The 13756-nt window shown below is 59.9% G+C and carries 14 protein-coding genes; 10 read left to right on the forward strand and 4 right to left on the reverse strand.

The window, feature by feature from the left end; genetic code table 11:
- The first annotated feature begins 7 nt into the window (after window positions 1-7).
- The 10 genes from CGX12_RS11110 (at window position 8) to CGX12_RS11155 (ending at window position 9522) form a co-directional block, all read left to right on the forward strand.
- On the forward strand, window positions 8-1411 hold the full coding sequence (locus CGX12_RS11110; protein WP_094039951.1) for a type II and III secretion system protein family protein: 1404 nt from the start codon (window positions 8-10) through the stop codon (window positions 1409-1411).
- Between the two features lie 10 nt (window positions 1412-1421).
- The gene (locus CGX12_RS11115) at window positions 1422-1691 is read left to right on the forward strand and encodes an addiction module component (RefSeq protein ID WP_094039952.1); all 270 of its coding nucleotides are present in this window, start codon (window positions 1422-1424) and stop codon (window positions 1689-1691) included.
- Between the two features lie 14 nt (window positions 1692-1705).
- Entirely contained in the window at window positions 1706-3022 is a 1317-nt protein-coding gene (locus CGX12_RS11120; protein WP_094039953.1) for a pilus assembly protein TadG-related protein, read from the forward strand.
- A 62-nt stretch (window positions 3023-3084) separates the two neighbouring features.
- Window positions 3085-3471 carry a TadE family protein gene (locus CGX12_RS11125; protein ID WP_438273036.1) on the forward strand — a complete coding sequence of 129 codons (387 nt, stop codon included), beginning with the start codon at window positions 3085-3087 and terminating at the stop codon, window positions 3469-3471.
- Between the two features lie 38 nt (window positions 3472-3509).
- On the forward strand, window positions 3510-3962 hold the full coding sequence (locus CGX12_RS11130; protein WP_254918273.1) for a TadE/TadG family type IV pilus assembly protein: 453 nt from the start codon (window positions 3510-3512) through the stop codon (window positions 3960-3962).
- 3 nt (window positions 3963-3965) lie between these two features.
- Complete coding sequence (locus tag CGX12_RS11135; RefSeq protein ID WP_094039956.1) at window positions 3966-5186, forward strand: CpaE/TadZ family protein; 1221 nt, start codon at window positions 3966-3968, stop codon at window positions 5184-5186.
- Between the two features lie 21 nt (window positions 5187-5207).
- A complete protein-coding gene (locus tag CGX12_RS11140) occupies window positions 5208-6515 on the forward strand; it encodes a TadA family conjugal transfer-associated ATPase (protein WP_094039957.1) in 1308 nt (435 codons plus the stop codon).
- Window positions 6516-6527: 12 nt separating this feature from the next.
- The gene (locus tag CGX12_RS11145; protein WP_094039958.1) at window positions 6528-7496 is read left to right on the forward strand and encodes a type II secretion system F family protein; all 969 of its coding nucleotides are present in this window, start codon (window positions 6528-6530) and stop codon (window positions 7494-7496) included.
- A gap of 1 nt (window position 7497) precedes the next feature.
- Window positions 7498-8442, forward strand: coding sequence for a type II secretion system F family protein (locus CGX12_RS11150; protein ID WP_094039959.1), 945 nt, complete (start codon window positions 7498-7500; stop codon window positions 8440-8442).
- Between the two features lie 126 nt (window positions 8443-8568).
- Window positions 8569-9522, forward strand: a complete 954-nt coding sequence (locus CGX12_RS11155) for a tetratricopeptide repeat protein (RefSeq protein WP_094039960.1) — start codon at window positions 8569-8571, stop codon at window positions 9520-9522.
- 21 nt (window positions 9523-9543) lie between these two features.
- Here the strand turns inward: CGX12_RS11155 and CGX12_RS11160 are convergent, their stop codons facing one another.
- From CGX12_RS11160 to mntA, 4 genes are all read right to left on the reverse strand, one after another.
- The gene (locus CGX12_RS11160) at window positions 9544-10578 is read right to left on the reverse strand and encodes an IS630 family transposase (protein ID WP_094039961.1); all 1035 of its coding nucleotides are present in this window, start codon (window positions 10576-10578) and stop codon (window positions 9544-9546) included.
- A gap of 204 nt (window positions 10579-10782) precedes the next feature.
- On the reverse strand, window positions 10783-12513 hold the full coding sequence (gene aceK / locus CGX12_RS11165; RefSeq protein WP_094039962.1) for a bifunctional isocitrate dehydrogenase kinase/phosphatase: 1731 nt from the start codon (window positions 12511-12513) through the stop codon (window positions 10783-10785).
- A gap of 80 nt (window positions 12514-12593) precedes the next feature.
- Window positions 12594-13031, reverse strand: coding sequence for a type VII toxin-antitoxin system HepT family RNase toxin (gene hepT / locus CGX12_RS11170; protein WP_094039963.1), 438 nt, complete (start codon window positions 13029-13031; stop codon window positions 12594-12596).
- Window positions 13028-13423, reverse strand: coding sequence for a type VII toxin-antitoxin system MntA family adenylyltransferase antitoxin (mntA, locus tag CGX12_RS11175; protein WP_094039964.1), 396 nt, complete (start codon window positions 13421-13423; stop codon window positions 13028-13030). The genes hepT and mntA overlap by 4 nt, the downstream gene beginning before the upstream one ends.
- Window positions 13424-13756 lie beyond the last annotated feature (333 nt).

Here is a 13756-nt window from a genome sequence, read left to right on the forward strand (position 1 = left end):
GGTGGCTATGAAAACCCTTCTCGGCACGATTCTGGGGGCGGTATTGCTGTTGTCGCCCGGGCTGGTTTGGTCCGGCGGCACCCTGCAACAGGCGGGCAACGAGGTGCAGTTGCCCATCCATAAATCCCGCTCGCTGATGCTCGACCGGCCCGCCAGCCGGGTGTCGGTGGGCAACCCGGCCATCGCCGACGTGCTGGTGCTGCAAGACAGAGAGCTTTACCTGGTGGGCAAGTCATTGGGCCATACCAACCTGATGGTGTGGGACATGAATGACGCCCTGATGCAGGTGTACGACATCGAGGTAAGCCACGACCTGCAGGGCCTTAAGGAGCGGCTCTACCGCTTTTTGCCCAACGAGCCCATACAGGTGCATACCTCCCAGGGGCAACTGGTGGTAAGCGGCGAGGTGTCGGATCTCGACAAGCTCAACGCCGCCTATGAACTGGCCCGGGGCTATGTGGTGGCCGCCGAGGGGGGCACGGCCCGCTCCGAGGTGATGAACATGATGAGTGTGGGCGGTGGCCAGCAGGTGATGCTGGAAGTCACCGTCGCCGAGGTGGCGCGGGATACCTCCCGCAGCTGGGAGTCCGCCTTTGGCCTTAGCCTCAAGGGCGGCAGCTTTACCCTGTTGCGCGACAGTGTGGGGCAGCTGGCCGAATTCGGCACCAACACCCTGCTGGGCAACTGGACCAGTGGTGACGATATCTTCCAGGTGGCGCTGGATCTGGCCAAAACCCGAGGACTTGCCCGGGTGCTGGCCGAGCCGCGCATCACCGCCATCAGCGGCCAGTCCGCCGAGTTCCTCTCCGGCGGAGAGTTCCCGGTGCCCGTGCCCAACGAAGACGGCATTGCCATCGAATTCAAGGAATTCGGGGTGGGGCTTAAATTTACCCCCGTGGTGCTGAACAGCGGCAAGATCAACCTCAACCTCAATGTCAGTGTCAGCGAGCCGACCGTGGCCAATACCACCAGTATTCCGGTGTTCGGCAATATCACCGCCCTTAACAAGCGCAGCGCCGGCACCACGGTGGAACTGGGGGACGGCCAGACCATCGGTATTGCCGGCCTGCTGAACGAAAGCACCCGCGAGTCGGTGAGCCAGTTGCCATTTTTGGGGGATGTGCCCGTGCTGGGTAACCTCTTTACCAGCCGCAGCTTTGTCAAGGGCGAGTCCGAACTGGTGATTATGGTGACCCCCCGCCTGGTCAGGCCCTTCGACAAGCAGCAGATCACCCTGCCCACCGACGGCTTTATCGAGCCCAACGACATGGAATTCTACCTGCTGGGCCGCATGTCGGAGCGCACCCGGGTGGGCGATGCTACGCCCCTGGCGGCGCCTGCCGGCAATACCGGTGCCAACCCCGCCATGGGCGAGGGCGGCATGGAACAGACCTACGGCCAGTCTTTATAGGAGCGGCAATATGAAAAGTATACTACTGACTTTGCTGGCCGCAGGCATTCTGGCCGGTTGCGCCACCGAGCGCCACTACAACTTTGCCATGGGCGAGAGCATCAAGGATCTGAACGAACTGCAGATTATGGATCCGGAGGCGCCCGCCCGTAACGACGGCAAAATAGCCGCCCTGACCCTGGACGGTAACTACGGCGTGCCCCTTTACGGCAAATATGCCAAGGGGGCCGAGGCCCCGGCCGAGGGCAAGACCCAGGTTACCCTTAACTTTGGCAACTAGCAGGAGTTAACGCCATGAAAGCGCTATCACACCGAAAGCAGCAGAAAGGCGCCGTGCTGATACTGGTGACGGTGGCGCTTTTTGTATTGCTGGCCTTCACCGCCCTGGCCCTGGACGGCGGTTATCTTCTGCTCAACAAGACCCGGGTACAGGACGCGGTGGACTCCGCCGCCCTGAGCGGGGCCGAAACCCTGGACAAGGGTGGCAACCATGAGGACGCCCGGGCGGCGGTAGAAGACACTCTGGCGGCCATACTGGCAGGTGATGGCTTTGGCCGGGTGAATATCGACCCCGCCGGCCTGGCCGAGGCGGTGGTGGTCGAGTTTTCCCACAGCGTGTACAACCTGGCCGGCGACCAGTATGAATTTACTCCCACCAATGATGAAACAGCCCACTATATCCGGGTGACCTTACCCACGGTGCCGGTAGACCAGTTTTTTTCCCAGCTGTTGGTGGATATCTGGCAGGTGGGTGCCTCGGCGGTAGCGGGAGCCAGCCCGACTATCCAGGACCCTTGCCAGATCATTCCGTTGATGATGTGCACCAACGACACCAACCCGCCGGATCCGGATAATATCCCGTCCGACTATAACTTTGGTTTCAACCCTTCCGACGAGAATAACCAGGGGGATGTGGTGGTGATCAAGGTGCCCAGCAACAGTACCCCCGTGGGGCCGGGCAACTTCCTGGCGGTGGACCTGGGTACCTCCGGGGCGGCTGGCTACCGGGAAGGGCTGGCAGGGGCCTTGACCGACGCTTCCTGTATTTCTCCGGGTGACAATATCACGACCGAAACCGGTAATATGATAGGGCCGACCGGGGCTGGCCTTAACACCCGTTTGGGCAAATACAAGAGTCCGATGACGGAACCCCTGAGTGCCCCGGTGGAAGGCGGCGATGATGCCTATTATGCCGATTGCGCCGTACCCAGCCTGGCCCCGGTGTTATTTTCCGATTCGGACTTTGCAAATACCGCCGGCAGCACCAAGCTGACCGACCCGACTATTTTGGCCAAGTTGCAAAGTTATCCCGACTACGTAAATGGTACTAACTCCACTTCGCCCAATACGGCCCATTGCGTGCCCAAGCGGCGCATGGTCAAGGTACCGGTAGGCAACTGCAGCGGTGTAAACCAGGGTAAAACCACAGTGCCTTCCATGGGGACTGCCTGTATGTACCTGAGCCAGGAAGTCACCGGCCAGGGTAACGATCAGTTTATCGTAGCCGAGTTTGTAAAAAACTGCACCGCCGATGGGGTGGGCAACAGTAACCTGAACAATGGCCCCTACCGGCTGGTGCTTTATAAAGATGGTATGGAGGGCGATTCCTGATGTTGCGCTTATCCAGACAAAAGGGGTTGGCGGCGGTAGAGGCGACCCTGGTCTTGCCCATTATGCTGCTGCTGCTGCTCGCCATCGGCGAGTTTGGCCGCATGCTCTATGAATACAACACCCTGACCAAGGCGGTGCGGGCGGGGGCAAGAACCGCCAGCGTCAGCCCCAATGCGGGCAACTTCGACGTTACCCTGGTGCAGGGCAAAACCAAGAACATGATCCTCTACGGCCAGGAAACCGTGGGCACCAAAACGGTGCTGCCCGGCCTTAAGGCCGAGGACATTACCATTACGCCAACCATGATCGGCGATGACACCTATGTGGAAATTCATGTCAGCTACGACTGGCAACCCATTTTTGGTGAGACCTTCAATACTTTTTTCGGTAACAGCATCTCCCTTGGTTTTCCATTGCAAACAAGCATGACCATGAGAGCCTTGCTATGAAAGGGCCAGGTAAACGGTGGCAGCTGGGTACCACTACCGTGGAATTTGCCATTGTCGGCTCCGTGGTATTTCTGGTGATGTTTGCGGTTATGGAGGCAGGAAGGCTGCTTTACACCTGGGGGGTATTGAACGAGGCATCCCGCCGTGCCGCCCGCCTGGCCACGGTTTGCCCGGTAAACGAGGCGCTTGACGGTACCATCGCCGGCATGGTGTCAACGCAATTGGGCGGGGTTTTACCCGGTTTTGTGCCGGAAAACGTATCGTTCGAATACCTGGGTACCACGGGCACCCTGCTGGCCGCCCCGCTGGGGGCCGATTACAACAGCATTCGTTACGTACGTAGCCGGATCACGAATTACCAGTATGAAATGATCTTGCCGCTCAGTGTGGATCTCTCCATGTTGGCCCCGGACTTTTCCAGCACCCTGAGGGCCGAAAGCCTGGGCATGACCAAGGCCGGTGAAATCTCATGCAGTATCGGAGGAGCTTAACCGATGTCAGACGCCAAAATAGTCGAGTTGGAGCGGGAAGGGATACATCCATTACCGGCCCTGTCCTGCCCCTTGCAGCTGAATGTAATGGATCCGGACGAGCGAGTCTGGCCCCTGCTTAAGGTAAAACTGCACCATAGCCACCAGCTGCAGCTAAAAAGGTTGGGGGATCAGGATTTTCTGCCCAAGGGCGAGCGCCAGGTGCTGTTGCTGGTGGATCACCCCATGATGGCGCCGGTATACGACGAGCTGGAGCGCAAAGCGGGGGAAGAACGCACCCTTGTTTTTATGGGTGACGTTAAAAACACCGCCCTGGTGCGCAGGGCCATGCGCATGGGCGCCATGGATTTTTTGCCCTTTGAGAGCGAGCCGGTCGAACTCTGGTCCGCCCTGGTGCGGATTTCGGCCCAGGTGTCCGCCAGTGTCAAGTTGGCGCCGGTAACAGTAGTGGTCAACGGCAAGGCGGGCTCGGGGGCCAGCTTTGTCTGTGCCAACCTGGGCCATGCCCTTAGCCGGAAGGAGGAGGGGAGCAAAACCCTGTTGCTGGATGCCAGCATGCGCTACGGCTCTTTGGCCGACTACCTCAATATCAAAAACAAACAAGGCGGCCTGAGCGAGGCCCTGCAGCGCGCCGGCGAGCTGGATGCCATGGCCCTGGCCGGCATGGTGAGCAAGGCCCGGGAGCATCTTGAGGTGCTGCCCACTTCCACCCTGGCGTTGCACGATGAAAAAAGCGCATCCGCCCGCCAGTGCTCCCAGTTGCTGCACCTGGTGCGTGGTCAGTACGGGCAGGTATTGGTGGACATGTCCCGCGGGCCGGAGGGCTGGAACCTGCCCCTGCTGGAGCAGGCCGACCGGGTATTGGTGGTGATGCAGCAGAGCCTGGCGGGCCTGCGCGAAACCATCTACCTGTTGCGTCAGTTGCGCCATGAACTGGGCATAGGCAAGGATCGCATCCTGCTGCTGATCAATCGTTTCGACAAGAAAAAGGACGTTTCCCTCGCGGAAATTGAAAAAGCCACCGAAATCACCCGAATCCTTACCCTGCCCAACGACTTCGCCATGGCGGAAACCTGTACCGATCTGGGCCGGCTGGTGGCGGAAGAAAAGGGCAACCATAAACTGGTGGCCGCCTTCAACGCCGTTGTTGAGGCACTGCAAACCCGGCCCGGGCAGAACGAGCCCAAACCGGGATTATTTAACCGGCTGTTCGGCAAAAAATAGCCGAGGCCAAGGGGGTCACGGATGAACCTAGAAGACTATATCCTCAACCAGGAGGAAGATGCCCACAAACAGCGCCTGCATAGCCGGCTGATGGACATGCTGGATCTGCCCATGCTGCAGACGGTGTCCAGGGAACAGGCCAGCGAGCAGATAGAGCGGCTCTGCCTGCAGCTGATGCAGGACTCACCCACGCCTCTGTCGCTGGCCTCGCGCCAGAAGATAGTGCGCCAGATACTCGACGAGGTGCTGGGCCTGGGGCCGCTGGAGCCCTTGCTGGCCGATAGCACCATTGCGGACATTATGGTCAACGGCGCCAAAAGCCTCTATGTGGAGCGGCGTGGGCGCATAGAGCGGGTGCCGCTCACATTCCGGGACGACGAGCACCTGATGGGGGTGATAGAGCGCATCGTGTCCAGCGTGGGCCGGCGCATCGACGAGCTCTCGCCCATGGTGGATGCCCGCCTGAAGGACGGCTCCCGGGTCAATGCCATTATCCCGCCCCTGGCGCTGAACGGGCCCACCCTGTCCATCCGCCGCTTTACCGTGGAAAAACTGGCCATAGATACGCTTATAGACTTCGGCACCATCACCCCGGCCATCGCCCAGGTGATGGAGGCGGTGGTCAAGGGCAAGCTCAACATTCTTATCTCCGGCGGTACCGGCACCGGTAAAACCACCTTTCTTAATATCCTCTCGAGCTTTATTCCCGCCAACCAGCGCATCATTACGGTGGAAGACTCCGCCGAGCTGCAACTGCAGCAGCCCCATGTGGTGCAGCTGGAAAGCCGCCCGGCCAATATCGAGGGCCGGGGCGAGGTGGGTTTAAGGGATCTGGTCAAAAATACCCTGCGGATGCGGCCCGACCGCATAGTGGTGGGGGAGGTGCGCGGCGCCGAGGCCTTTGACATGCTTACCGCCATGAATACCGGCCATGAGGGCTCGCTCACCACGGTGCACGCCAACAGCCCGCGGGACGCCCTTAGCCGGCTGGAGAACATGGTGTCCATGACCGGCTTCGACATGCCGGTAAAAAATATCCGCACCCAGGTGGCCTCGGCCCTGGATCTCATCATCCAGCTGGAGCGGCAGGAAGACGGCAGGCGCCGCATGATCAGCATGCAGGAGGTGCACGGCATGGAGGGCGAGACCATTACCATGTCGGAAATTTTTACCTTCGAGCGCACCGGCATCGACGACCAGGGCAATGTACTGGGCCGCCACAGGCCCACCGGCGTTATGCCCAACTTTTACGACCGCCTGGCGCGCCGGGGCATGGTGTTGCCGCGCAGCCTGTTTGGCGATGCCGACTTGCATAAAGGGATTTTCTAGCGGGAGGTTGCCATGAATACCCTGATTTTTCTGGCACTGGTGGCACTGGCGGTGGTGTGTTTAAGCATGGCGTTGTTTGTGCCCGTGACCCAGCCCCGGCTCAAGTACTCGGCCATGCTCAAGCGCCGGGTCCGGGCCCTGGCGGAAGAAAACCGCGAGCAGGCCCAGGCTTCCATCTATCGTACCAAAAAGCTGGATGCCCTCTCGCCCCTGTTGCGTGGTATCGAGACCCTGCCCCTGATGGAGCGGGTGGCCTTTTCCCTGGAGCTGGCCGGCTCAAAGCTCTATGCCTGGCAACTGGTGCTGATGGTGGGGGCCATCAGCCTGGTGCTGGCACTGATAAGCTGGCTCTGGCTGCACAATATCTGGCTTACCCTTTTTATGCTGGCACTTCCCCCGCTGGCTGCCCACTTTAAGCTAAAGCGCAATTACCTGCAGCGACTGGCCCTGTACGAGCAGCAGTTGCCCGAGGCGCTGGATATTATGAAGCGGGGCCTGCAGGCGGGTTATTCCTTTGCCGACACCATCAAGCTGATTAGCGAACAGATGCCCAACCCCATGGGGCGGGAGTTCGCCCTGGTGTTCGCCGATATCAACTACCGCAAGGATGTGCGCAAGGCCATGACCGGCCTGCTGGAGCGGGTGCCCAGCATATCCAATATGGCGCTGATCAGCGCCGTGCAGGTGCAGCGGGAAACCGGCGGCAACCTGGTGGAAAATATCGACAAGCTGGCCCGTATTATCCGCGAGCGCTTTAAATTTAACCGCCAGCTGCGCACCCTGTCCGCCGAAGGGCGTATGTCCGGCTGGGTACTGGTACTGACGCCCTTTGCCCTGTTTGCCCTTATTTATCTGACGACGCCCAGCTATGTGGCTGAACTGCTGGGGTCACCAGAAGGTAACCGGTTACTGATTTTTGGTGGTGTAGGTATGGCCATCGGCACCTGGTGGATCAGCAAAATTATCAAGATAGAGGTGTAATATGGACATGCTAAACCAACTGCTGGGGCCGGTGCTGGCGGATCCGCAACTGCGCCAGTGGCTACTCATCGGGATAGTGGGACTTTCCGCCATTACTCTGTTCTGGGGGCTGACCCTGGTGGCCAGCGGGGTAATGAGCCCCTATCGGCGCCAGCTTAAGCATATCCAGCAGGAGGCGGACGCAAACGACCAGACCCTGGAGCAGCGGCTTTTTATCGCCAAACAGCATGGTAGCGGCTTTAACGGCCACCGTATCCGTACCCTGCTGGTGCATGCGGGCTTTCATAAGGAGTCGGCCTATAGCCTGTTTAACGGCATCAGGATAATAGTGATTTTGCTTGCTGTTATTTTTGGTTTCCTTGGACTTAACCTGTATACCCAGCTCCCCTTTAATATAATTTTGCTATTGATAGCGGCAATAGCCTATGTGGCCTATGTATTACCCGTATTTATACTGGAGCGAATGGCTGATAAACGTATGACCCAAATGAAGGTAGCGATGCCGGATGCTCTGGATCTGCTGGTGGTCTGTACCGAGGCGGGGATGGGCTTTAAGGCCGCGCTGCAGCGGGTGGCTCAGGAGGTCAGCATGAGCCATGAGGAGCTGGCCCATGAACTGACCCTGGTTTCCGCTAAGCTAAGGGCGGGCCTGACCATGCAGCAGTCCTTTGAGGAGTTTATTTTGCGCACCGGCCTGGAGGATTTTCGCAGCCTTAACGTGGCCATCAACCAGTGTATCCAGCTGGGCACCAGCATTGCCGAAACCCTGCGGGTTTATGCGGATGAATACCGCATCAAACGCAAGCAGGAGGCGGAAGAGCTGGCGGCCAAGGTAGGCACCAAGATGATCTTTCCGCTGGTGTTTTTTATCTGGCCGTCGTTCTTTATCGTGGCGGTCGGTCCGGCACTGCTTAAGGTGCTTAAGGTGATGGGTGGTAGTTCTTAAAAAGAAGTAAAAAAGAGGGCGGGGTCAATTAATCAGGGAGACAGGCACTGGCCGAGACCCATTGCTGCTACTAGCATTAGGTGGAATCAACCGGCTTTAGCCAGGGACTGGCTTAAGGATAACAAGATGAACAAGCTCACCATTACCCTGATGCTGCTGTTGCTGAGCGGCTGTGCGGCCACCACCGGCCAGCAGGAAGAAGACGGGCTTTCCGGCGGGAGAACACCGGGATCCGGGGTGATCAAGCCCACCAATGCGGCGGAAGCCCGCATGCTTATCTCCCAGTCGCAAGCCTCCGGCAATGTCGATGCCATGGTCTACGCCTATGGCCAGGCCTTGTCCTTCAGGGAATTCAACAAGGCGGATCTCTACCTCAACATCGCCCGGCTGGAGCAGCAGCGCAAGAACAACGGCGCGGCCGAGCAGGCCTATCGCGAGGCCATTGCCCTCGACGGCAAACGGCAGGATCTGAAAGAAGCCCTGGCCCTGCTGCTGGTGGACATGAAGCGCCATCACGAGGCGGAAACCTTGCTGCAGGAGGTGGTGGCCGCCGATCTGGCCCGGCTTAATGCGCCCACCGCCGATGCCGCCAACTGTGTTACCGACAACCGCTCGCCCTGGCGCAGCTACAATGCCCTGGGCCTGCTGGCGGACATTTTGGAGCAGGGCGAACGGGCCCGGCAGCATTACCAGTGCGCGCTCAAGGTGCAGCCCGGCCTGGCCATGCTGCACACCAACCTGGGCTTTTCCTATTATCTCGACGGTGAATACCCCCAGGCGGAGCGAGCCCTGACCCGGGCGGTAAACCAGGATCCGGAATACCAGCGGGCCTGGAATAACCTGGGGTTGCTCTATTACCGCTGGGGTCGCAAGTCCGAGGCATTGGCGGCCCTGCGCAAGAACATGTCCCAGGCCGAAGCCCTCAATGACCTGGGCTATATCGCCATGATGGAAGGGTCATACGACGAGGCGGCCAGCCTGTTCCAGCGCGCCATCGACGCCTCGCCCCGCTACTATCCCAAGGCCATAGAAAACCTGCGCCAGGCCAAAACCATGTCGGCGGTGGGCAAGAGATATTAACCCGGCGGCAAAATACATCGATTATGCCGCATAAGCGATGTGCTCCGATCGGAAGTAACTTTTCACCCGCTCCGACCTGCGCTGCAACTTCCGCATAGAGGAGCGGGTTCGCTTCTTGAGCTCTTCCACACTGCGAATCGCCGGCCCACTGTGCACCATGCCTTTCAGGTCACCATTGAGATACTCATCCGGATTCAGTTCCGGTGAGTAGGCGGGCAGGAAAAAGACCTCCAGAAAACGCTTTACCGTCCCTTTTTCCAGCCAGCGTTTGACCTTTTTGGCATGATGAACCCGCAGGTTATCCAGGATCAGAAATACTTTTCCCGGGGTGGAGGCAATCAGCCCGCGCATGAACTTGATCAACACGTCTGCCGTCATGGTGGATTCATACAGCATGAAGCGGACCGTACCTTGGTTGGTGATGGCCGACACCATGTTCAGGGAAACCCGCTTGGCCGGCAGGGCTTGTACCGGCGTCTTGCCAACCGGGGCATAGCTGCGCCCATGTTGGACCGTGTTCTTGATGCCGGTTTCGTCGCCCCAGAAGATCTGGGCCTTTTCAGTCTTGGCACGGGCCTTGATACGTGGATACTCCTCGTTCAGCCAGGCTTCGACACGAGCCGGGCTCTGCTCCCATGCCTTTTTCAAGGGCTTCTGGGGTGTAAATCCCCAGCGCTTGAGGTAGTCCCCCATGGTGCGAACCGGAATGTGGATGCCCCAAAATTGCTTGATCAGTTCAGCAATGGAGCGCCGGGTCCACAGGGCAAACCCCAGCTTGTACTGATCGGGCATATGGTCGCGGATAGCCTCGATCACCTTCTGCTGTTGCACGGCGTTCAGGCGGCCGGGCTTGTTTTTTGGACCCCGTTTCTGGACGGCGAGAGCCGCTTTGCCGCCGGCCTCGTAGCGCTTGAACCAACGGCCCACGGTATCCGGATGAACATTCAGTAATCGGCCGATCTCGCGGAAGGTCTTATTTTCCAGTCGAAGTCGGATGGCCTGCTGCCTCAGCAGCTCTTGTTGCTCGGTGGTGAGCTTGCGTGCATCTGTTTTCATTCGCACAGTATATCAGATCTAAACTGCCGCCGGGTTAATAACATAAAACAATGGGGCGCGGGCGGCCCGCCCGCATGGGGGTTGCACGTACGTTTCCCGCTGCGCGGGAATGCAGGCGAGCCGCCTGCGCTCCAGGTCAGAAATGCAGGCGAGCCGCCTGCGCTCCAGGTCAGAAATGCAGGCGAACCGCCTGCGCTCCACTTCTCACTCCTCTTCGTACAGATATTTAAACCGCTGCCGGCGCCGGTAGGGGAACACGTCCACAAACTGGCCGGCCTGGATGTTCTGCTGCAGCTGGCGCCAGTAGCCGGCGCTGAACAGGTCGTTGTGCTGCTGCTTGAAGGCCTCGCGGATGCGGGGGCTGCTGAGCAGGAAGGTGGCGAATTCTTCCGGAAAGATGTCGTTGGGGCCCACCGAATACCAGGGCTCGGCGCTGAGTTCGTCTTCCGGGTAGCGGGCCTTGGGAATGTCGCGGAAGTTGCACTCGGTCATGTAGGCGATTTCGTCATAGTCGTAGAAGATCACCCGGCCGTGGCGGGTGACGCCGAAGTTTTTGAACAGCATGTCGCCCGGGAAGATGTTGGCCGCCGCCAGTTGCTTGATGGCGTTGGCGTATTCGTCGACGGCGTCGCTCACCGCCTGGTCCGAGGCGTGCTCCAGGTAGATATTGAGCGGCGTCATGCGCCGTTCGGTATACAGGTGGCGGATCACCAGGGTGTCGCCCTTGATGGTAAGCAGGGAGGGGGCCACCTGCTGCAGCTCGGCCAGCAACTCGGGGCTGATGCGGTGCAGCGGCAGCTCGAAATTGGTGAACTCCATGGTGTCGGCCATGCGGCCGACCCGGTCGTGCTGCTTCACCAGCCGGTATTTGGCCTTGACCGTTTCGTGGTTCACCTCCTTCGGCGGGGTGAACTTGTCCTTGATCACCTTGAACACCACGTCGAAGGAGGGCAGGGTGAATACGCTCATCACCATGCCCTTGATGCCGGGCGCCGCCACGAACTGGTCCCTGGACTGGTGCAGATGGTGCAGGAAGTGGCGGTAGAACTCGGTTTTGCCGTGCTTCTGGCAGCCGATGGCGGTGTAGATCTCGTAGTCCGCCTTGTTGGGCAGCAAGGGGCGCAGAAAATGCACCAGCAGCGCCGGCACCGGGCACCACACCATGAAATAGGCCCGGGCAAAGCCGAACAGGATGGAAGAGTCGTCCTTCGAGAGGATCAGGGTGTCCAGGCTGAGGCCGCCCTCGTCGTCGTGCAGTATGGGCAGGATAAAGGGCAGTAGCAGGGGGCCCTGCTCCAGCCGTCCGACCAGGTAGGCGCCCTTGTTGCGGTAGAACAGGGTGTTGATAAAGGTGAGGCTGAATTCCCCCCTGGCGAGTTCGACCGGCCCCTGCTCTTCGAGGTAACGGCGCACATGGCCCAGGTCCCGCTCCAGGTTGCTGAAGGGCACGGCCAGCCCCGTCTGCTCCAGCACCCGGCGCAGGCAGCCGGCGAGATCCTGCATGTCAAGCCGGTAGTGCCAGCTGTAGGGGGCCAGGTCCGGCTCGGGGGCGCGGCGGATAAAGCCGTGCACATAGAGATTTTCGGCGCGGATGTTTTTGTGGCGCAGGGAACGCCGGTATACCGAGTTGTAGAAGGACTCTGCTATCTCGGGGTTGGGGTGGTGGGTAAGCAGATCGTTGAACGCCTGCTTCAGCTCCTTGAGGCCTTCCTGGCCGAGGGGGGCGCCGCCCATGTGGTCGCTCACCGCCTGCAGGGTTTCGTTTACATGGTGGTCGTAGAGGCGGATACGCTGGCGCCCGGCCAGCTGCACGCCCAGCCAGTCCCGGGTTTCGAACCTGACCTTGGCGCCTTGGGTGATGTCGAGAAAACGACGGTAGAAGGCGTCGAACCTGTCCATGATGATGGTGGCCAATTCCCTGGCGTTGCCGTGCATGATGAGCTTCCCTGTTGTGATGCCTTATGTTGCGATAGTAATGGATCCGGGTGCCATTGTGGGGGAATTATTGTGATGCCTCACTCCTCACCCCTCACGCTTCCCAGGGCGATCAGCCCCTGCCGGGCGAATTCGAGCAGCGGCTGGTGGTAGTTCGAGGCGATAACGTCGCGGATGATGTCCGGGTCCACTTCCAGGTAATCGTGTACCAGGGCGTTTCTCAGCCCCACCACCTTGCGCCAGGGGACCTGGGCCTGGATAAGGCCTTTGTCCGTAAGTCGGTTGAAGGCGGTCAGTGCTTCATTGCTGGCCTTGCCGGTCACCTGCTTCGACCACTGTTTGGCGATGCCGATGCAGGACTCGATAAGCAGTTGCAGGGTGCGCTCGGCGGCCCTTTGCTCGAAGCGGCTCCAGGGGGCCTGGCTCAACCGGCGTTGCAGTTCGGCCAGATCCAGCTCGCACTGGTCTAGGTGCTCCTGCTGGGCACTGATATAGCCATTGTTATCAATAAAGGTCATGGGTTGCCTGTACCTTGTTGGGGGTGCACATAGTCCAGTTCCCACATGGAATAGATGCGTTGCTCGGCCCGCATGCGCCGGTCGGGCCACTTGTCCAGCAACAGCCTGCCCTCGCTCAGGATGCTCCAGCCCAGCGGAACCGGCGCTATGGACAGATCCACCACGCTCAAGCGGCCATCGGGCAAGCTGCACTCCTGCTGCCATTCCAGCGCCAGTTCCTCGGGGCGCAGGCGTCGGGTCAGGGGGTGTTTTTCCCAATTGGTGAAGACCACGGCCAGGTCATAATCGCTGCCCTTGTGGTGATCTCCCCGTGCCCGGGAGCCGTACAGCCACAGCGCGGCTATCTCCGGATGTTGCCGGGCCAGTTCAATAATGCGGGGAAGCACGGGCATGGCGGTTTTCCTGGTGTAATGGGTGGTGATTGGCGCCTGGCATTGTTTCCTATTATGACCGCAGGGGCCGGCGGTTGCCATCCTCGGCATCGGGCTGCGTGCCCGTCTGGGGGTGATGCCGTGGTTTGGGTGTGGCTTGAGGCCACGAGGGTTGCCGCTGCGCGGCAATGCAGGCGGGCCGCCTGCGCTCCGGGGAGGGGCAGGGGGGAATGGGGGGGGGGCGGCGCGCTCGTCCGGGTGCGTGCCCCTGTAGCCAACTGACGGCTTCGGCGCGTAGTGGGGTGCGCAACGCGCGTGGTGCCCTGTGCTTCGAGTAATTGGTAGTGTCTATAG

The sequence above is a fragment of the Zobellella denitrificans genome (genome assembly GCF_002237365.1).
GTDB lineage: Bacteria > Pseudomonadota > Gammaproteobacteria > Enterobacterales > Aeromonadaceae > Oceanimonas > Oceanimonas denitrificans.